Below are 19,732 nucleotides of genomic sequence, written 5' to 3'. Positions count from 1 at the left end.
CGATATTTCTTCAGCCATCACCATGCCCACTTACCGTTCCAAAACCTCTACCGCCGGCCGCAACATGGCAGGTGCGCGCTCGCTGTGGCGCGCCACCGGCATGAAAGACGACGATTTCTCGAAGCCGATCATCGCGGTCGTCAACTCGTTCACCCAGTTCGTGCCCGGGCACGTGCACCTGAAGGATCTCGGCCAGCTCGTCGCGCGCGAGATCGAGGCTGCCGGCGGCGTCGCGAAGGAATTCAACACGATCGCGGTCGACGACGGCATCGCGATGGGTCATGACGGCATGCTGTATTCGCTGCCGAGCCGCGACATCATCGCCGACTCGGTCGAATACATGGTGAACGCGCACTGCGCGGACGCGATGGTGTGCATCTCGAACTGCGACAAGATCACGCCGGGAATGCTGATGGCCGCGATGCGCCTGAACATTCCGGTGATCTTCGTGTCGGGCGGCCCGATGGAAGCCGGCAAGACGCGTCTCGCGAACCCGGTCACCAAGACCGTCGAACTGAAGAAGCTCGACCTCGTCGACGCGATGGTGATCGCGGCCGACCAGTCGTATTCGGATGCCGACGTCGCCGAAGTCGAACGCTCGGCATGCCCGACCTGCGGCTCGTGCTCGGGCATGTTCACCGCGAACTCGATGAACTGCCTGACCGAAGCGCTCGGCCTGTCGCTGCCCGGCAACGGCACGGTGGTCGCCACGCACGCCGATCGCGAACAACTGTTCAAGCGCGCCGGCCGCCGCATCGTCGAACTGACGCGCCAGCACTACGAGCAGGACGACGAACGCGTGCTGCCGCGCTCGGTCGGCTTCAAGGCGTTCGAGAACGCGATGACGCTCGACATCGCGATGGGCGGTTCGACCAACACGATCCTGCACCTGCTGGCGATCGCGCGGGAAGCCGGCATCGACTTCACGATGAAGGACATCGATCGCCTGTCGCGCATCGTGCCGCAGCTGTGCAAGGTCGCGCCGAACACGAACAAGTACCACATCGAGGACGTACACCGCGCCGGCGGCATCATGGCGATCCTCGGCGAGCTCGACCGTGCGGGCAAGCTGCACACCGACGTGCCGACCGTGCACGCGCCGACGCTGAAGGATGCGCTCGACCAGTGGGACATCGTCCGCACGCAGGACGAAGCCGTGCGCACGTTCTACCTGGCCGGCCCGGCCGGCATCCCGACGCAGGTCGCGTTCAGCCAGGACACGCGCTGGCCGAGCCTCGACCTCGATCGCGCCGAAGGCTGCATCCGCTCGTACGAGCACGCATTCTCGAAGGAAGGCGGCCTCGCCGTGCTGACGGGCAACATCGCGCTCGACGGCTGCGTGGTGAAGACGGCCGGCGTCGATGAGAGCATCCTCGTGTTCGAAGGCTCGGCGCACGTGACCGAATCGCAGGACGAAGCGGTCGAGAACATTCTGAACGACAAGGTCAAGGCCGGCGACGTGGTGATCGTGCGCTACGAAGGCCCGAAGGGCGGCCCGGGCATGCAGGAGATGCTCTACCCGACCAGCTACATCAAGTCGAAGGGGCTCGGCAAGGCGTGCGCGCTGCTGACGGACGGCCGTTTCTCGGGCGGCACGTCGGGTCTGTCGATCGGCCATTGCTCGCCGGAAGCGGCAGCGGGCGGCGCGATCGGCCTCGTGCGCGACGGCGACCGGATCCGCATCGACATTCCGAATCGCACGATCGACGTGCTGGTGTCGGACGAGGAGCTGGCGCGCCGCCGCGAAGAACAAAACGCGAAGGGCTGGAAGCCCGCGCAGCCGCGCCCGCGCAAGGTGTCCGCGGCGCTGAAGGCGTACGCGAAGCTCGTCATGTCGGCCGACAAGGGCGCCGTGCGCGATCTGTCGCTGCTCGACGACTGATGCCGCGAGCGACCGGCGACCGGTAGCACCTTACCTCGCCCCGCTTGCCCGATCCAAAAGCCGCTCTTCGGAGCGGCTTTTTTTCGTCCGGCGCCCGGAGCACCCGCGGTGCGGCCCCGTCAGTGACGGAGTTCGTCGGGGCCGCCACCCCCGCCGCCACCGTGGTTGCCGCCACCGTTTCCGCCGCCTTGCGGCCGTGCATAACCGCCGCCCCCGCCTCCCTGACGTACCGGCGGCGGCATCGCGCGACTCTCTCCGCCCGGCGCAGGCGGCGGGCGCAGCACCGCCGGCGGTGGGCCGGCCGGACGCGTATTACCCGCCCCACCGGGCATCGGCGTCGGCGCCGACGGGCTGGGCGGGCGCGCATTACCCATCCCACCCGGCATCGGCGTCTGCGCCGGCGGGCTGGCCGGACGCGCGTTGCCCATCCCGCCCGGCATCGGCGTCGGTGCCGGTGCCGCCGGCGCCGGCACGCGGTTCGCGCCGTTCCAGCCGCCGCGCGTCGCCGACGGCCGCGTGTCGTGCACGGGCGGCGGGCCGCCCGGCGCGACCTGCATCGGCACGCCCGGTTGCGGACGTCCTTGCCCCGGCGGCACGCCGCCGGGACCGAGCCTCGGCTCCGGACGATGCGCCCAGCGATCGCGGTCGGGATACCACGGGCGGTGCCGGTAATAGCGATCCCAGTACGCGCCGATCGCGAACCCGGTCACCGGCACGCCGATGATCGCGCCATATTCGAGCAACGGCACGTAGCTGCCCTGGTAGGGATAGTCGAGCAACTGCGCATCGATCCAGCCGCGCACGCCCGGCAATGCGACGTCGCACCACGTGTAGTCGCTCAGGCAGCCGAATACGTCCAGCGCGGTGCCGGGCGGAATCTGCGCGACCACCGGATAATCGGGCGCAGGCCCGGCATACAACTCGGCCGGCGAATTCGTGTAAGCGCTGCTCTGCGCGTCGGCGACGCCCGGTGCGGCCGCGAGGCCGGCCAGGACGACGCACAGACTTCGGACAATCGTGTTCCTCATGATGCTCTCCCGCGTCGCGCCGACGCGCGCCGGTCAGTGGCGATGGCCACCGCCCCAGTGACCGCCACCCCAATGACCGCCGCCCCACGGACGATGCCAGTACCCGCCGCGCCCGCCCCAGTATCCGCCGCCCCAGCGGCCCCAGAAGCCGATCGTCACGGGTGGCCCGTACCAGCCGGAGTAGTACGCCGGGTAGTAATACGGATACGGCGGCGGCACGTAGGCCGGGGCGACATACACCGGCACCGCCGTGTCGGCGTCGACCTGCGCCTGCGGCACGGTCGACGGAGCCGGCGCCGGTGCGGCCGTTGCGACTGGCGTGTCGCGCTGCGTCACCGCGGCAGGCACCGGCGCGTAATAAGGTGCATAACCGTACGGGCTCGTGTAGTAGCAGCCGCCAAGCGCCAGTGCGGCCAGCGCGACGGCGGCGGGCCTCGCGGCGGAAATGGGGTTCATCTCGTACTCCGGCAGAATCCGCGCGCCGCCGCCGGGCGCGCGCCTGACTCTAGCTTACGTCCCCTGCAGATTTCCGCGCGTATGATCGGTTACTTTTTGTTTCCTGCCCCGACCGGCGAAGCAGGCACGCCGCGTGCTGGGCCGTCGGCGGCGCCGACGTTGAAGTTGGCGCAAATGCCCTCAACTTGAACGATGTCGGGCTGACCGGCGCGGACGGGCGTCCGCGATCCACCGGCACCCGCAAACCGGCGAGCTTCGGCCCGCCCAGACAGGAACGCGGCTCGCGCCGCCATCGACATGACTACGCCACGCCCCACTTCCCGGGCGGACACACCGCTCGATCCGATCATTCAGTTGCTGGCGCTCGCCGGCGAGCAGGGTTATCTGACGCACGCCGACCTCGTCGACGCGCTGCCGCCCGAAAGCGACAGCCCCGACGCGCTCGACGTCGTGCGCGCCGCGCTTGCCGACATCGGCATCGCGGTACTCGACGAGCCGGCCGTGCCTGCGCCGTTCGCCGGCGCGGCGCCGGTCGAAGTCGATCGCGACGCGCTCGACGAAGGCCGGGCCATGCTCGGCGACCTCGCGCGCGGCACGAGCGCATCGACCGACCCGCTCGCGCTCTACATGCGCCGCATGCACGCGGTGCCGCTGCTCACGCGCGAAGGCGAAATCGTGCTCGCCCGCGAGATCGAAACGGGTCGCCATCAGGTACTGCACGCGATTGCCGGCTATCCGCCCGCGGTCGACGCGCTGCTCGAGCGTCATCGCGCGACGGGCAGCGCCGGCTCGACCGGCTCGCCCGATGACGACGACGCCGGTGCGTCCGCGCCCGCCCGCTACGATGCGCTGCACGCAGCGGTGTCGGCGCTGCGCGGCGCATTGCATGCGCATGGCAGCCGGTCGGCCGAATACCGCGACGCGCGCAACCACGTGGCCGCCCTGCTCGGTTCGCTCTCGTGGGTCGCGCCGGCTGTCGACGACGCGAGCCGGACGGTCCGCGCGCTCGCGGCCGCCCCTCACGATCCGTCGGCGGCCGACGCGGCGTGCTTCGACGCGGTCGCCCGGCGCGCGCTCGCAGCCGCACTGAGCGACGGCCAGCAGAAGGTGCGCGACGCGACGCGTGCGATGCTCGAGGCGAACCTGCGGCTCGTGCTGTCGATCGCGCGCAAGTACCTGAACCGCGGCGTCGACCTGTCCGACCTCGTGCAGGACGGCTGTCTCGGCCTGATGCGCGCGATCGAGAAATTCGAATACCGGCGCGGATTCAAGTTCTCGACCTATGCGACGTGGTGGATTCGCCAGGCGATCGCGCGCGCGGTCGCGGATCGCTCGCGCACGATTCGCGTGCCGGTGCACGTCGGCGATCAGTACCAGCGCGTACAGCGGCATGCGCTGCGCTTTCGCCAGCGCACGGGCCGACGGGCCACGCCGGCCGAGCTCGCGGCCGAAACCGGCCTCGACGAAGACAAACTGCGCGCGGTGCTCGCGCTGCCCGCCGAGCCCGTCTCGCTCGACACGCCGCTGCCCGACGCGGACACCGGCCTCGTGGAATTGATCGAGGATCAGGCCTCGGCCAGCCCGTTCGAGCAACTGGCCGACACGCGCATGCGCGACTGCGTGCGGTCGCTGCTGCGGTCGGTCACGCCGACCGAGGCCGACGTGCTGCGCCGGCGGTTCGGCCTCGGCGGCGCCGAGCCCGACACCTACGACGCGATCGCGCAGGATGCGGGGATGTCGCGCGAGCGCGTGCGGCAGATCGAGAAACGGGCGCTCGCCGCGCTGCGTACGGCCGCCGAGGCCGAGAACGCGCAGTCGTTTCTCGACGCTTGACCGCATCGAGCGCAGCGCCGATCGTGCCGCGTTCCGGCACGACCGTGCGCTGCGCGCCTGTGCTACGTTTGTCATTGACGCGCATCAAACTTTCTTCGTTGCGCGTCGCCACAATGGTTGACAGCCGACCGGCGCGTCGCTCGCCGCGTCCATTCCGTTTGTGCTTTCCGGGCCCCTCGCCATGCAGTCGACCGTTAGCCAGACGTACGAGGAAAACCGGTCCATCGCGGCCTGCCTGCGCGAGGCCGCGCAGTGGCTCGTCGACCAGGGCGCGAACCCGTACCGGGTCGCCGCGTACCGTGCGGCGGCCGATACCGTCGACGCGCTCGAGCGCGACATCCGCGGCGTGTTCGAAACCGGCGGCGTCGAGGCGCTCGGCGCGCTGCCCGACATCGGCGCGGGCGTCGCGCAGGCGATCGCCGAGCTGCTGGTGACGGGGCGCTGGCGCCAGCTCGATCGCTTGCGCGGCGATGCGGAACGCGCGTCGGCCTTCGACGCGGTGCCGGGCATCGGCCACGCGCTCGCGCTGCGCATTCATGACGCACTGCACATCGACACGCTGGAAGAGCTCGAACGCGCGGCCCGCAACGGCCAGCTCGAAACGATCGCGGGCGTCGGCCCGCGCCGCGCGGCCGGCATCCGCGCCGCACTCGACGACGTGCTGAGTCGCCGCCGGCGCTGGCAAGGTCACATGCAGAACGCCGATCCCGGCACGGAACCGCCCGTCGAACTGCTGCTTTACATCGACCGCCAATACCGCAACAAGGCGGCCGCCGGCGTGCTGCCGAGGCTCACGCACCGGCGCCTGAACGCGGACGGTTACATGCCGCCGCCCGTCATGCACATGACCAAGGGCGGCTGGCATTTCACGGTGCTAAGCCAGCATGCCGCGATGCGCACGCCGGAAGCCGGGCGCCCGACCGACTGGGTCTCGCTCTACTTCTACGACGCCGTGCAGTGCGAGCACCAGCGCACCGTCTTCACCGAAACGTACGGCGCGCTCGTCGGCAAGCGGATCGTGCGCGGGCGCGAGATGGAATGCCGCGTGTATTACGCAGGGTGAGTCATGCGTCAACGGTTTTGCCGACGTCGAGGGCGGCTCGAGCGGCGTCCCTTTTGACGTAACGGGCACGTCGCACCCGTTACGTCGCCACGTCCCCCCCTCCCGTCGAATCGCTACCGCTACGCCCGCCCTCGCGCAGGCTCGCCGCCTACGCGCTTTCCGCCTTCGCGCGGCGTGCCGGACGACGATGCGCGGCAATGCGCAGCAGCTTCTGGAACGACGGGCACTCGAGATGGTTCGCCGCCGGACACACGGCCGCATGCCGCAGCGCATCGCGCACCGCGCCGAGACGGCGGATCGTGCGGTCGAGCTCGTCGGCCTTGCCATCGAGCTTCGCGCGATCGATCGCGGGCCGACCGTCGCCGCCGACCATCGCGAGCATGTCGTCGAGCGAGAAACCGGCCTCCCGGCCGAGCGCGATCAACGCCAGGCGCTCCAGCACCGACGCGTCGTACTGCCGCCGCAGCCCGTGCCGGCCGATCGGTACGATCAGCCCCTTTTCCTCGTAGTAACGCAGCGTCGACGCGGGCAATCCCGAGCGCCGCGCCACGTCCGCGATGTCCAGTCGGCTCATGCTTGACCTCAAGTGAACTTGAAGTTGCAAGATAGTCGCTCGACTTCACGAAGACAAGCCCGGTGGAATCAGCCGCCGTCGCCGCGCTGCGCCGTTTCCTCGTGGCGATCGAGCGCGTCGAGCAGGTTGCCCGGCCGGCTCATCGCGGCCCTCAGCCTGGCGGCTTTCTCGATATCGGCCGGCGCGGTGAGCTTCGCGCCCTGATCGAGGTACTGTTGCGCGCGCGTCTCGCCTGCGGCGGCCGCCAGGCTCAACAACGCGTTCGCGGCGACCGGATCGGATGCGACACCGCTACCCGCGTAGTACTGCACGCCCAGCCGGAACAGCGAGGTCGCGGCCCCTTGGGCCGCAGCGAGCCGATACCATCTCGCCGCTTCGGCGTCGTCCTTGCGCACGCCCTGCCCGTTTTCATACATCAGGCCGAGATTGTTCTGCGCGTTCGCGTCGCCCTGTTCCGCGGCGAGTCGGTACCACTTGAATGCCTCGGTGTCGCTCTGCGTCACGCCGCGCCCGCTGTCGTACAGGTAACCGAGGGCGTTCTGTGCTTGCGGCTCGCCCTGATCGGCCGCGCGCCGATACCATTTGGCGGCTTCCGCGACATCCTGCGGCACGCCGGTCCCGGCGTCGTACATCAGCCCCAGATACAGTTGCCCGCGCGGCAGGCCCTGTTCGGCCGCGCGCCGGTAGAGCCGCACCGCTTCCGCGCTATCCTGCGGCGCGCCTTCGCCGTCCTCGTATGCGCGGCCGAGATTGCACAACGCATCCCCATTGCCCTGCGCGGCCGCGCGCCGATACCAGCTCACGGCCTCCGCACGGCTTTGCTCGACGCCGATGCCGGTTTCGTACAGCGTGCCGAGATTGTTCTGCGACGCCGCGTCGCCCTGATCGGCGGCCCGCCGGTACCATTTCGCGGCTTCGGCGGGATTCCGTTCGACGCCGTCGCCGTGCTCGTACATCAGCGCGACGCTGAATTCGCCGTCCAGATCGCCGCGCTTCGCCTTCGCCATCGCCGCGTCGAACGTCCCAGGCGCATCGTCGTGCCCGAGCCAGGCGGTACCGCCCCCGACGATCAATACCAGCGCGAGCGCAATGAGAATCGCAATACGGGCTTTCCGGCCCATTCGTCGTGCCTCGGTCATCTCTCAGTGTTCTCTTTGTTGTGGTTGCAACCGGTACGCCCGACCGCGCACCGGCGTCACTCGCCGCCGCAGTCGATCAGGTTGCGGCGCACGCGCCCGAGCAAGCGCACCAGCGTCTCGCGCTCGTCGGGCGTGAAGCCGCGCAGCCCGTCGTCGGCGACGGTATCGCCCACCTCCAGCATCTGCGGAAAGATCTCGCGCGACTTGTCGGTCAGCCGGATCACGAACGCGCGGCGGTCGTCGTCGTTCGCGACGCGCTCGATCCACCCATAGCTTTCCATCCGGTCGAGCAGCCGCGTGAGGGAGATCGGCGTGATCTCGAGCCATTCGGCGAGCCGCGCCTGGTTCATCTCGCCCTTCCACGTCAGGTACGCGAGCACGCGGCTTTGCGCCCGCGTCAGCCCGATGCGCTTCGCGCGCCGGTCGAACAGGCGCCCGTTCAGGCGGGCCACGTCGGCGATCAGGTAACCGATCCGGTTCTCGTAGGTCTTGTCCATGCGGCGATTATAGGGTCAAGCCGGAACCGACCCGAGGCTGGCGACTCGGCAATAAGCGGCTATATAATGAGCATGCTTATAATTTGCGCCATACCGGATCGCCGCCCACGGCGACCGCCGCACGGAGACACCCGCTTGAACCCCGCCGCCGACGCCCCCGCTTCGCCCGCCCTGAACCGGCCGATGCTGACCCTGTCGATCATGCTCGCCACGCTGATCCAGACCCTCGACAGCACGATCGCGAACGTCGCGCTGCCCCACATGCAGGGCACGCTGTCCGCGTCGCAGGACGAAATCACGTGGGTGCTGACCTCCTACATCGTCGCCGCGGCGATCGCGACGCCGCTCACCGGCTGGCTGTCCGACCGGCTGAGCGTGAAGCGGCTGCTGATCGTGTCGATCGCCGGCTTCACGGTTGCGTCGGCGCTGTGCGGGCTGTCGGAGACGCTCGTGCAGATCGTCGGCGCGCGGCTGCTGCAAGGCGTGTTCGGCGCCGCGCTGGTGCCGCTGTCGCAATCGATCCTGCTCGACATCAACCCGCGCGAGAAGCAGGGCCAGGCGATGGCGATCTGGGGGATGGGCGTGATGGTAGGCCCGATCCTCGGCCCGACGCTCGGCGGCTGGCTCACCGACAGCTACAACTGGCGCTGGGTGTTCTTCATCAACGTGCCAATCGGCGCATTCGCGCTCGCCGGCGTGATGACCTTCCTGCCGGCGCGCGCGCCGCGCCCGCACGTGAAATTCGACGCGTTCGGCTTCGCGACGCTCGCGCTCGCGATCGGCGCGTTCCAGGCGATGCTCGACCGCGGCGAACAGCTCGACTGGTTCGGTTCGTACGAGATCCGCATCGAGGCGCTCGTCGCGGCGCTCGGCTTCGCGTTCTTCCTCGCGCATACGGCGAGCGTCGGCAAGGCGTCGTTCTTCAAGTCGGAACTGCTGCGCGACCCGAATTTCGCAACGGGCACGCTGTTCATCTTCGTGGTCGGCGCGGTGCTGTATGCGACGCGCGCGCTGCTGCCGCCGATGCTGCAGAACCTGATGGGCTACCCGGTCGCGACGACGGGCCTCGTCACCGCGCCGAGCGGCGCCGGCACGATGATCGCGATGCTGTTCGTCGGGCGGCTGCTGAAATACGTGGATGCGCGAATGCTGCTGCTCGCGGGGCTGTCGATTTCCGCGCTCGCGCTGTGGCAGATGATGCAGTACACGGTCGTGCTGTCCGAAGCGGACATCGTGTGGCCCGGCGTGATCCAGGGCTTCGGTCTCGGGCTCGTGTTCGTGCCGCTGAGCGCGCTGTCGTTCTCGACGTTGCCGCCCGACCTGCGCGCCGACGGCACGGCCACCTACAGCCTGATGCGCAACATCGGCAGCAGTATCGGCATCTCGATCGTGCAGACGCTGATGACACGCAATACGCAGGTCGCGCATGCCGATCTCGCGGCCCACGTCACGCCGTTCGACCCGGCCGTGCAGGCGATCGTCGGCAGCCGCGTCGACATCGCACTGCTCGACCGCACGATCAACCAGCAGGCGACGATGATCGCGTACCTGAACGATTTCAAACTGATGTTCGTCGCGACGCTGCTGATGATCCCGCTATTGCTGCTGATCCGCCCGCCGCAGAAGGCGGCGAGCGTCGACGTCGCGCATGCGGCGATGGATTGACGAGCGCGCATGCGCCCGTCCGGGGCCGCGTCAGGCCTTCATCGTCCCGGTTCGCACGTAGCGCTCGTGCCACGACAGCGCCTCGGCGAGCAGATGCGGCGTGTGCTTGCCGAAGCTGTCGCGCGACGCGCGCTCGAAGTAGTCCTCGAGCATCGGCCGGTAGTCCGGGTGCGCGCAGCTCGCGATGATTTTGCGCGCGCGCTGCTTCGGCGACAGGCCGCGCAGGTCGGCCAGCCCCTGCTCGGTGACGACGACCGCGACGTCGTGCTCGGTATGGTCGACGTGGCTCGCCATCGGCACGATCCGCGAGATCGCTCCGCCCTTCGCGGTGCTGGCCGACATGAAGCACGACAGGTAGCCGTTGCGCGCGAAGTCGCCCGAGCCGCCGATGCCGTTCTGGATCTTCGTGCCCATCACGTGCGTCGAGTTCACGTTGCCGTAGATGTCGGCCTCGATCATCCCGTTCATCGCGATGCAGCCGAGCCGGCGCACGAGTTCCGGATGGTTGCTGATCTCCTGCGGGCGCAGCACGATCTTCTCGCGGAACGTCGCGATTTCGTCGGCGAAGCGCTGCACGGCGGCCGGGCTCAGCGACAGCGCGGTGGCCGATGCGAAGCTCAACGTGCCGTCGTCGAGCAGGTCGAGCATGCCGTCCTGGATCACTTCCGTGTACGCGGTCAGGTTCGAGAAGCCGGCCGAGCTCAGTTCCGCGAGCACCGCGTTCGTGATGTTGCCGACGCCCGACTGCAGCGGCAGCAGGTTTTCCGGCAGACGGCCGCGCTTCACTTCGTGGCGCAGGAAGTCGATCAGCTGCAGCGCGATCTGCTTGGACGTCGCATCGGGTGCGGTGAACGCATTGCTGCGATCGGGCGCATCGGTCTCGACGATCGCGACGATCTTGTCGGCCGGGCAGCGCAGGTACGGCTCGCCGATCCGGTCGTCGCTCTTCGTGAGCGGAATCGGCTTGCGGTGCGGCGGCAGCGCGGTGCCGTAGTAGATGTCGTGCATCCCGTCGAGGCCGAGCGGCTGGCGCGAATTGACCTCGAGGATCACGTGCTTCGCGCGCTCGAGCCAGGTCTTGTTGTTGCCGATCGACGCGGACGGAATCAGCAGGCCGTCCTCGCGGATGCCCGCGACTTCGACGATCGCGACGTCGAGATCGCCGTACAGCCCGAACCACGCGTATTGCGCGACGTGACTCAGGTGGACGTCCTGGTAATCGACTTCGCCGCCGTTGATCTTGTCGCGCAACGTCGGGTCGGACTGGTACGGCAGCCGCATCGAGATGCCGTCGGTGCGGGCAAGCGCGCCGTCGAGTTCCGGTGCGGTCGACGCACCCGTCAGCACGTTGATCCGAAAGTCCTCGCCGCGCGCGTGCGCCGCGTCGATGTGGGCGGCGAGCGCGGCCGGCACGGCCTTCGGATAGCCCGACCCGGTGAAGCCGCTCATGGCGACGGTCATGCCGGGGCGGATCAGCGCGGCGGCTTCGTTGGCGGTGCGGACGAGCGAACGCAGGGCGGGAGCGAGGATGCGTGAAGAAGACATGGCTGGTTATCTGACGCTTTGGTCTGTCGTTGACGTCGCGGGGGGTGTCTCCTGAGCGACGCGAAGCCCTTGGGGCCGCGAGGGGCGGCCCGGCACCACGGGCACGGTCGGAGTATCGCAGAGGCCATCGCCGCGAAATGTCCGCTGGATGCAAAAGATCCTTGCCGGATTTGCCGGGTATCGAACGAGCGTTCTGTGACAGGCGACCCGCCCCCGCCGAATGCATCCGAAAGGCGTGCGAAAGCATCGGGCGAATCATGGATTTGCGATCCCCCGACCGTCGCGCATCAATCGATGCGATTACGCCGACATTGACGGCCTCTGGCTCGGTAATCGCCGATACCGTCCGGCGCGGCCGATTGTCGCCCGATGCGGCTTTTCCGGACCTGACGGAGATCAAGGTCGCATGCGCTGCGCGACGCCGGCCACACGGCGCGAAAAACCGGCCAGATCCGCCTGCGAGGCCCGTCCGGCCTTGACAGCCGCGTGAGGCGAACCACACTGGAAGACAGGGTCGCCGACCGGATGGCCGCCCCGTTCACCCGTGCGTTTTTGGCCCGGCCGATGCCTGCAAGACGCGGTAACACTCCCGTATGTCAGGACATTGATCGAATAAAAAGCAACAAATTACAATTCCGTATATATTTCGCCGATGGACCAAAGAAAAACCGCCACACGCCCCGAGCCACCCCCGCCACGCACCTGGGATGCGCGGCTCGCGCGCTCGCTCGTCCGACCGCTCGTCGATACGCCGGTCACCCCGAATCACCTCACCACAGTTCGTTTGCTGATCGGCCTCGCCGGCGCCTGGTGCCTCGCGCACGGCGGCTTCGGCTGGAGCAATGCAGGCGCGTTCCTGATCGTGCTGTCCAACTTCGTCGACCACACCGACGGCGAGCTCGCGCGCATCAGCGGCAAGTCCAGCAAGATCGGTCATTTTTACGATCTGGCGGCCGATGCGCTCGTCACGGTCGCGCTGTTCGTCAGCATGGGCGTCGGCATCGTCGCCCAGGGCGGCCAGATGGCCGCGTCGCCGGTGCTGCTCGGCGCGGTGGCCGGCGCGGCCGTCGCGCTGATCTTCTTCCTGCGCATGCGGATCGAGTCGATCGCCGGCAAGGCCGGCACCAAGCAGGCGTTCGCCGGCGGCTTCGAGACGGAAGACGTGCTGTACCTGCTGCCGATCGTGACGCTCGTCGACGGCGTCGAGCCGTTCCTGCTCGCGGCGTCGATCGGCGCTCCGCTGTTCGCCGCCTGGGTCGTGATCGACTGGTGGCGCATCGTGCGGCGCGGCAACCTGCCGCAGAACCCGGCCGCGCAGAACCCAACCGAAATCCAGGCTTCCAAATGACTCCTAGCACGCGCGACGATTCCGTGCTGAGCCCGGCACGCCCCGCGCCCGTGCGCGCGGCCGCGGCCGATCCCGATCGCACCGTGGCCGACTGCGTCGGCCGGCTCGACCTCGACCGCCTGCGCGACGACTACACGCGCCAGGGCTCGTTCCTCTACCTCGACGCGTTCCTGCCGGCCGACGCGCACGCGAAGCTGGCGAATGCCGCCCGCGCGATGCAGGCCGGCCTGAACCGCAATTACCTGCCCGGCCACAAGCAGGGCGGCAGCGTGAGCCGCCATACGATCGACGAGCAAGCGCCGTACATCGCCGAGCTGTATCGCTCGAAGGCGCTGATCGGTTTCCTCGAGAAAATCACGGGCGACAAGCTGATGCTGTCGCCGGACGACGATCCGCACGCGTACGCGCTGTATTACTACACGAAGCCCGGCGACCACATCGGCTGGCACTACGACACGTCGTATTACGACGGTCGCCGCTACACGCTGCTGATCGGCGTGATCGACGAATCGTCGTGCCGGCTCGACTACGAACTGCACACGCGCAACCCGGACGTCGCCGACGAACCGGGCTCCGTGCAGATCGCCGACGGCGGGATCGTGCTGTTCGACGGCGACAAGCTGCGCCACCGCATCACGCCGCTCGGCCAGAACGAGATGCGCGTGTCGCTCACGTTCGAATACGTGACGAACCCCGGCATGCGGCCGTGGAAGCGCTTCATCTCGAACATGAAGGACGCGATCGCGTATTTCGGTTTCCGCCAGGTGTTCAAGCAACTGGCGACGCGACGCACGAGCGGGTCATGACACGCGCGGGCCTCATCCTGCTGTCCCTCGGGACCGCACTCTTCATCGCACTCCTGGCCTGGCAGGGCATCGGCGCGGTAGCGTCCACGTTCCTCGCGGCCGGCTGGGGCCTCGCGCTCGTCGCGGCGTTCCACGTCGTGCCGCTCGCGATCGACGCGGTCGCGATCTCCGTGATGTTCGGCCGCGGGCAGCCCGCCGCCGAACTCGGCAATGCGCTGCGCGCACGCTGGGTCGGCGAATCGGTCAACAGCCTGCTGCCCGCCGGGCAGATCGGCGGCCCCGTGCTGATGGTGCGCCACCTTGCGCAGCGCGGCACGCGGATGGCCGATGCGGCCGCCGCCGTGACCGTCAGCACGACGATGCAGGCGCTCGCGCAAATGGCCTTCGCGCTGATCGGCATCGCCGCGTTCAGCCTGTATGCGACGCACGAGTCGGTCGCGCACCTGCGCACGCCCGCGCTGATCGCCACCGGCGTGCTCGGCGCGCTCGCGGTGATGTTCTATCTGGCGCAGCGGCGCGGGCTGTTCGGCCGCGGGTTGCGCCTCGCGTCGAAGCTGCTCGGCCCGCGCGACTGGTCGTCGCTCGCCACGCGCGCCGACGCGATCGACGACGCGGTCGGCGCGCTGTACCGCGATCGCGCAAAAGTCGCGAAGACCTTTGCATTGAGTCTCGCCGGCTGGATCGTCGGCACCGCGGAAGTGTGGCTCGCGCTGCACTTCCTCGGGCATCCGGTGAGCTGGCTCGACGCGCTGCTGCTCGAAAGCGTCGGCCAGGCGATTCGCGGGGCGGCCTTCGCGATCCCGGGCTCGCTCGGCGCGCAGGAAGGCGGCTACCTGCTGCTCGCGCCGCTGGTCGGGTTGCCGCCCGACGCGGCGCTCGCGCTGTCGCTCGCGAAGCGTGCGCGCGAACTCGCGCTCGGCCTGCCCGGCCTGCTCTATCTGCATTTCAGTGAAAGAAACTGGCAGCGGCGCCATGCGCCGCAGCCGCTCGCCGACTGATCGTTCAGATCGCCGGCTTTTTGGTTGGAGAACCCATGCGAGCCATCATTCTTGCGGCAGGCCTCGGCTTGCGCCTGCAACAACCGCCCGAAGCGCAGTTCCCGAAGTGCCTGCTGCGCTTCGACGACGTGTCGCTGCTCGAGCGCCATCTGCGCGTGCTCGATGCCGCGGGCGTCGACGAGATCGTGCTCGGGCTCGGCTTTCAGCACGAGAAAGTCGAGCAGGAACTGAAGCGCCTCGGCCGTCAGGCCGAGATCGTGATCAACGACCGCTACGACCTCGGCAGCGTGCTGACCGTGCATACCGTCGCCGATGCGATGACGCGCGGCGGCGACGTGCTGCTGATGGACGCGGACGTGCTGTACGACGAGAACATCCTGCACGCGCTGGTGGCCGACGCCGACAAGCCGGTCGATCGCCTGCTGATCGATCGCGACTTCGAGGCCGGCGACGAGCCCGTCAAGCTGTGCCTGAAGAACGGCGTGCCGGTCGAGCTGCGCAAGCAGCTCGCGGTCGACCTCGACTACGACACGATCGGCGAATCGGTCGGCTTCTTCCGCTTCACCGAAGGCACCGCGCGCCGCCTCGCGGCGATCGTCGCCGGCTACGTCGACAGCGGCCGCGCGAACATGCCGCACGAGGAAGCCGTGCGCGACCTGCTGCTCGAAGGCGGCCATTCGTTCGACGTCGCCGACGTCACCGGCTCGCCGTGGATCGAGATCGACTTCCCGAACGACGTCGCACGCGCGACGCAAGACATTCTTCCCCTGATTCAACGCACCACCGCCGGAGCCGCACGATGAACGCACGCGAACCCAACTTCACCGAATCGCGCAGCGCGCGCCTGCGTCGCATGCTCGTCAGCAGCGACCTCGAATTCCTGATGGAAGCGCACAACGGCCTGTCGGCGCGGATCGTCCGCGAGGCCGGCTTCAAGGGGATCTGGGCGTCGGGCCTCGCGATCTCCGCGCAATTCGGCGTGCGCGACAACAACGAGGCGAGCTGGACCCAGGTGGTCGACGTGCTCGAGTTCATGGCCGACGCGAGCGACCTGCCGATCCTGCTCGACGGCGACACCGGCTACGGCAACTTCAACAACGTGCGCCGCCTCGTGAAGAAGCTCGAGCAGCGCGGCATCGCGGGCGTCTGCATCGAGGACAAGCAGTTCCCGAAGACGAACAGCTTCATCGACGGCGAGCGCCAGCCGCTCGCCGAGATCGACGAGTTCTGCGGCAAGATCAAGGCCGGCAAGGATTCGCAGACCGATCCCGATTTCTCGATCGTCGCGCGCGTCGAGGCGCTGATCGCGGGCTGGGGAATGGACGAGGCGCTGCGCCGCGCGAACGCGTATGCGGAAGCCGGCGCCGATGCGATCCTGATCCACAGCAAGCTGTCGCGTCCGGACGAAATCCTGCAGTTCGCGCGCGAATGGAGCGGCAAGGCGCCGCTCGTGATCGTGCCGACCAAGTACTACAGCACGCCGACCGACGTGTTCCGCCAGGCCGGCATCAGCACCGTGATCTGGGCGAACCACCTGATCCGCGCGTCCGCGTCGGCGATGCAGGCCGTCGCGCGCGAGATCCACGAGAACGAAACGCTGATCAACGTCGAAGACCGCGTCGCGTCGGTCAACGAGATCTTCCGCCTGCAGGACGCCGACGAGTATTCGGCGGCCGAGCGCATCTACCTGTCGTCGTCGTCGCGCGCGTCGAACGCGGCGGTCGTGCTCGCCGCGAGCCGCGGCAAGGGCCTCGAAGCCGTCACCGAAGACAAGCCCAAGGTCATGCTGCCGGTCGCCGGCAAGCCGCTGTTGCGCTGGCTCGTCGACGGCTTCAAGAAGCAAGGCGTAAACGACATCACCGTGGTCGGCGGCTACCGCGCCGATGCGATCGACACGTCGGGCATCAAGCTCGTCGTCAACGAACGCCATGCACAGACGGGCGAGCTCGCGTCGCTCGCGTGCGCGGCCGAACGCCTGACCGGCGACACCGTGATCTCGTACGGCGACCTGCTGTTCCGCAGCTACATCCTGCGCGACCTCGCGGAGAGCGAGGCCGAGTTCAGCGTGGTGGTCGATTCGTCGCTGACCGAGCCGTCGAACCAGAGCGTGCGCGACTTCGCCCTCTGCTCGGCAGCCGACGATCGCGGCCTGTTCGGCCAGAAGACCTACCTGCAACGCGTGTCGAGCGACGTCGCCGCGGGCACGCCGCACGGCCGCTGGATCGGCCTGCTGAACGTGCGCGGCGCCGGCGTCGACCGCCTGAAGGCGATGCTCGCGACGCTGCAGGCGCGCCCTGATTTCGACACGCTCGACATCCCGTCGCTGCTGAACGAACTGATCGCCGCCGGCGAGAAGATCGAGGTGCAGTACGTGCACGGCCACTGGCGCGGCGTCAACGACCTGGAAGACTTCCGTCGCGCGGGCGACTTCGCGCACGGCCAGACGCCGCTGTCCGAACCGGGCGCCGGCAACGGGGGCGCGCAATGATCGAAGCGGCCCAGTTCGTCGAGGCCGCGCGCGAACGCGGCTTCGACTGGTACGCGGGCGTGCCGTGCTCGTACCTGACGCCGTTCATCAATTACGTGCTGCAGGACCCGACGCTGCACTACGTGTCGGCCGCGAACGAAGGCGACGCGGTCGCGCTGATCGCAGGCGCGACGCTCGGCGGCAAGCGCGGGATCGCGATGATGCAGAACTCGGGGCTCGGCAACGCGGTGAGCCCGCTCACGTCGCTGACCTGGACGTTCCGGCTGCCGCAGTTGCTGATCGTCACGTGGCGCGGCCAGCCGGGCGTGGCCGACGAGCCGCAGCACGCGCTGATGGGACCGATCACGCCCGCGATGCTCGACACGATGGAGATCCCGTGGGAGACGTTCCCGACCGACCCCGAACAGGTCGGCCCGGCGCTCGACCGCGCGATCGCGCACATGGACGCGACGGGCCGCCCGTACGCGCTCGTGATGCAGAAAGGCAGCGTCGCGCCGTATGAACTGAAGGCGAATCCGGCCGCGAAGCCGCGCGCGCACGTCGCCGCGCAATCGTCGTCGCGCGCCGGGTCGGCCGATGCATGGCCGACCCGCCACGACGCGTTGCAGCGCGTGATCGCGCATACGCCGGTCGATTCGACCGTCGTGCTCGCGTCGACCGGCTTCTGCGGCCGCGAACTCTACGCGCTCGACGATCGCCCGAATCAGTTGTACATGGTCGGCTCGATGGGCTGCGTGACGCCGCTCGCGCTCGGCCTCGCGCTCGCGCGCCCCGACCTGCGCGTGGTGGCCGTCGACGGCGACGGCGCCGCGCTGATGCGCATGGGCGTGTTCGCGACGCTCGGCACCTACGGCCCGGCCAACCTCACGCACGTGCTGCTCGACAACGGCGCGCACGAATCGACGGGCGGCCAGGCGACGGTGTCGCAGCATGTGTCGTTCGCGGGTGTCGCGGCCGCGTGCGGATACGCGTCGGCGGTCGAAGGCGATACGCTCGACGTGCTCGATGCGGCGCTGGCCGCCACGGGGAATGGTGCGCAGTTCGTTCGCGTGGCGATCCGCACGGGCGTGCCCGACGGCCTGCCCCGCCCGACCGTCACGCCGGTCGAGGTCAAGACCCGTCTGATGCGGCACATCGGCGCCGCGCAGACCGCCGCCCACGTTGAAGGAGCTCATTGATGCTGCTGCTGAACCCCGGCCCGGTCACGCTCACCGAACGCGTGCGCCGCAGCCTGCTGCAACCCGATCTGTGCCATCGCGAAAGCGAGTTCTTCGACCTGCAGGATGAAGCGCGTGCGCGCCTCGTCGCCGCATACGAACTCGATCCGGCCGAATGGGCCGCCGTGCTGATGACGGGTTCGGGCACCGCCGCCGTCGAGAGCATGATCGCGGCGCTCGTGCCGCAGGACGGCAAGCTGCTCGTGATCGAGAACGGCGTGTACGGCGAACGGATCACGCAGATCGCCACGCAGTACGGGATCGCGCGCGACGTGTTGAAGCACGAGTGGATGCAGGCGCCCGATCTCGCGCAGATCGGTGCGAAGCTCGACGCGGGCGGGTACTCGCATGTCGCCGTGATTCATCATGAAACGACGACGGGCCGGCTGAACGATCTCGGCGCGATTGCGGAAGTGTGCCGTGCGCGCGGCGTGAAGATGCTCGTGGATGGCGTCAGCAGCTTCGGCGCGGAAGCGATCGATTTTGCCGGTGGCGACATCGACGCCGTTGCCGCGACCGCGAACAAGTGCCTGCACGGCGTGCCGGGCGCGGCGTTCGTGATCGTGCGCCGCAGCGCGCTCGCGAAGGCGGCGAGCCGGACTTACTATCTCGATCTCGGTCGGCTTGCGAAGCTGCAGGATCAGCGCAATACGCCGTTTACGCCGTCCGTGCACGCGTATTACGCGCTCGTCGAGGCGCTGCGCGAGTTTGATGAGGCCGGCGGCTGGCGTGCACGGCATGCGCATTACAAGGCGCTCGCGGATCAGGCGCAGGCGGGGCTTGCTGCGCGCGGGATGCCGCTGGTGTTGCCTGAGGGCGAATCGTCGGTCGTGCTGCGTGCGTATCGGTTGCCGCAGGGCGTCACGTACGAGACACTGCATGATGGGCTGAAGGCGCGTGGCTTCGTGATTTATGCGGGGCAAGGCGGGCTGTCGAAGGAGCTGTTCCGCATCTCCACGATGGGCGCGATTCAGGCGGCCGATGTCGAGCGGTTGCTGGACGGGTTTACGGCGTTGACGCGGTAAGCGTCGTCCGCGACTTCGCCATGAAACGCCCGCAAGGGCCTTTTTTGTTGTCATTTGCAAATTACTGGGGCGTGGAACGCGTTGTCGGCATTCGGCCGATACTGTTGAAAAACTCGGCTCGGACGACGTCCATAGCTCGCTTGCGCTTGCGCTTGCGATGAGGTTCGA

The 19,732-nt window shown here is 68.6% G+C and carries 17 protein-coding genes; 11 read left to right on the top strand and 6 right to left on the bottom strand.

Annotated elements, in window-relative coordinates; genetic code table 11:
- The first annotated feature begins 22 nt into the window (after nucleotides 1-22).
- Entirely contained in the window at nucleotides 23-1,882 is a 1,860-nt protein-coding gene (gene ilvD / locus WS96_RS06665) for a dihydroxy-acid dehydratase (protein ID WP_059831380.1), read from the top strand.
- A gap of 119 nt (nucleotides 1,883-2,001) precedes the next feature.
- Here the strand turns inward: ilvD and WS96_RS06660 are convergent, their stop codons facing one another.
- Entirely contained in the window at nucleotides 2,002-2,910 is a 909-nt protein-coding gene (locus WS96_RS06660; protein ID WP_059831378.1) for an SH3 domain-containing protein, read from the bottom strand.
- 33 nt (nucleotides 2,911-2,943) lie between these two features.
- Nucleotides 2,944-3,366: a hypothetical protein gene (locus tag WS96_RS06655; RefSeq protein ID WP_034205033.1), complete on the bottom strand. Its 423-nt coding sequence runs from the start codon at nucleotides 3,364-3,366 to the stop codon at nucleotides 2,944-2,946.
- 297 nt (nucleotides 3,367-3,663) lie between these two features.
- On the opposite strand from WS96_RS06655, the gene WS96_RS06650 reads away from it, so the two are divergent.
- Together WS96_RS06650 and WS96_RS06645 are read left to right on the top strand one after the other, a co-directional pair.
- Nucleotides 3,664-5,199 (top strand): sigma-70 family RNA polymerase sigma factor, encoded by a 1,536-nt coding sequence (locus WS96_RS06650; RefSeq protein ID WP_059831376.1) that lies wholly within the window; start codon nucleotides 3,664-3,666, stop codon nucleotides 5,197-5,199.
- Between the two features lie 181 nt (nucleotides 5,200-5,380).
- The gene (locus tag WS96_RS06645; RefSeq protein ID WP_059831374.1) at nucleotides 5,381-6,262 is read left to right on the top strand and encodes a helix-hairpin-helix domain-containing protein; all 882 of its coding nucleotides are present in this window, start codon (nucleotides 5,381-5,383) and stop codon (nucleotides 6,260-6,262) included.
- A 148-nt stretch (nucleotides 6,263-6,410) separates the two neighbouring features.
- On the opposite strand, the gene WS96_RS06640 is transcribed toward WS96_RS06645, so the two are convergent.
- The 3 genes from WS96_RS06640 to WS96_RS06630 form a co-directional block, all read right to left on the bottom strand.
- The gene (locus WS96_RS06640) at nucleotides 6,411-6,836 is read right to left on the bottom strand and encodes a helix-turn-helix domain-containing protein (protein WP_059783812.1); all 426 of its coding nucleotides are present in this window, start codon (nucleotides 6,834-6,836) and stop codon (nucleotides 6,411-6,413) included.
- A gap of 68 nt (nucleotides 6,837-6,904) precedes the next feature.
- Complete coding sequence (locus tag WS96_RS34765; RefSeq protein ID WP_306454027.1) at nucleotides 6,905-7,957, bottom strand: tetratricopeptide repeat protein; 1,053 nt, start codon at nucleotides 7,955-7,957, stop codon at nucleotides 6,905-6,907.
- 74 nt (nucleotides 7,958-8,031) lie between these two features.
- On the bottom strand, nucleotides 8,032-8,472 hold the full coding sequence (locus tag WS96_RS06630; protein WP_034205037.1) for a MarR family winged helix-turn-helix transcriptional regulator: 441 nt from the start codon (nucleotides 8,470-8,472) through the stop codon (nucleotides 8,032-8,034).
- A gap of 135 nt (nucleotides 8,473-8,607) precedes the next feature.
- On the opposite strand from WS96_RS06630, the gene WS96_RS06625 reads away from it, so the two are divergent.
- A complete protein-coding gene (locus tag WS96_RS06625; protein WP_059831371.1) occupies nucleotides 8,608-10,137 on the top strand; it encodes a DHA2 family efflux MFS transporter permease subunit in 1,530 nt (509 codons plus the stop codon).
- A gap of 30 nt (nucleotides 10,138-10,167) precedes the next feature.
- Here WS96_RS06625 and WS96_RS06620 read toward each other — a convergent pair whose 3' ends face one another.
- Nucleotides 10,168-11,682, bottom strand: a complete 1,515-nt coding sequence (locus tag WS96_RS06620) for an acetyl-CoA hydrolase/transferase family protein (protein WP_059831368.1) — start codon at nucleotides 11,680-11,682, stop codon at nucleotides 10,168-10,170.
- A gap of 652 nt (nucleotides 11,683-12,334) precedes the next feature.
- Between WS96_RS06620 and WS96_RS06615 the strand changes: the two genes are divergently transcribed.
- Genes WS96_RS06615 through WS96_RS06585 form a run of 7 tightly spaced genes read left to right on the top strand, consistent with a single transcriptional unit; the run spans nucleotide 12,335 to nucleotide 19,564 of the window.
- Nucleotides 12,335-13,030: a CDP-alcohol phosphatidyltransferase family protein gene (locus WS96_RS06615; RefSeq protein ID WP_034205040.1), complete on the top strand. Its 696-nt coding sequence runs from the start codon at nucleotides 12,335-12,337 to the stop codon at nucleotides 13,028-13,030.
- Nucleotides 13,027-13,836, top strand: coding sequence for a HalD/BesD family halogenase (locus WS96_RS06610; protein ID WP_059831366.1), 810 nt, complete (start codon nucleotides 13,027-13,029; stop codon nucleotides 13,834-13,836). Before WS96_RS06615 ends, WS96_RS06610 begins: the two co-directional genes overlap by 4 nt.
- Nucleotides 13,833-14,834, top strand: a complete 1,002-nt coding sequence (locus tag WS96_RS06605; RefSeq protein WP_059831364.1) for an HpnL family protein — start codon at nucleotides 13,833-13,835, stop codon at nucleotides 14,832-14,834. Before WS96_RS06610 ends, WS96_RS06605 begins: the two co-directional genes overlap by 4 nt.
- Before the next feature lie 35 nt (nucleotides 14,835-14,869).
- Nucleotides 14,870-15,637, top strand: a complete 768-nt coding sequence (locus tag WS96_RS06600; RefSeq protein ID WP_059831363.1) for a phosphocholine cytidylyltransferase family protein — start codon at nucleotides 14,870-14,872, stop codon at nucleotides 15,635-15,637.
- Nucleotides 15,634-17,322: a phosphoenolpyruvate mutase gene (gene aepX, locus WS96_RS06595; protein WP_034205044.1), complete on the top strand. Its 1,689-nt coding sequence runs from the start codon at nucleotides 15,634-15,636 to the stop codon at nucleotides 17,320-17,322. Before WS96_RS06600 ends, aepX begins: the two co-directional genes overlap by 4 nt.
- Nucleotides 17,319-18,500: a phosphonopyruvate decarboxylase gene (gene aepY, locus WS96_RS06590; RefSeq protein WP_059831361.1), complete on the top strand. Its 1,182-nt coding sequence runs from the start codon at nucleotides 17,319-17,321 to the stop codon at nucleotides 18,498-18,500. Before aepX ends, aepY begins: the two co-directional genes overlap by 4 nt.
- Complete coding sequence (locus WS96_RS06585) at nucleotides 18,500-19,564, top strand: 2-aminoethylphosphonate aminotransferase (protein WP_059831360.1); 1,065 nt, start codon at nucleotides 18,500-18,502, stop codon at nucleotides 19,562-19,564. Before aepY ends, WS96_RS06585 begins: the two co-directional genes overlap by 1 nt.
- The last annotated feature ends 168 nt before the right edge of the window (nucleotides 19,565-19,732 follow it).

The organism is Burkholderia sp. MSMB1835 (assembly GCF_001526365.1).
In the GTDB taxonomy this organism is placed as follows: Bacteria; Pseudomonadota; Gammaproteobacteria; order Burkholderiales; family Burkholderiaceae; genus Burkholderia.
Note: the sequence above shows the minus strand (reverse complement) of the source record. Positions and strands in the feature narration are given on the sequence as shown.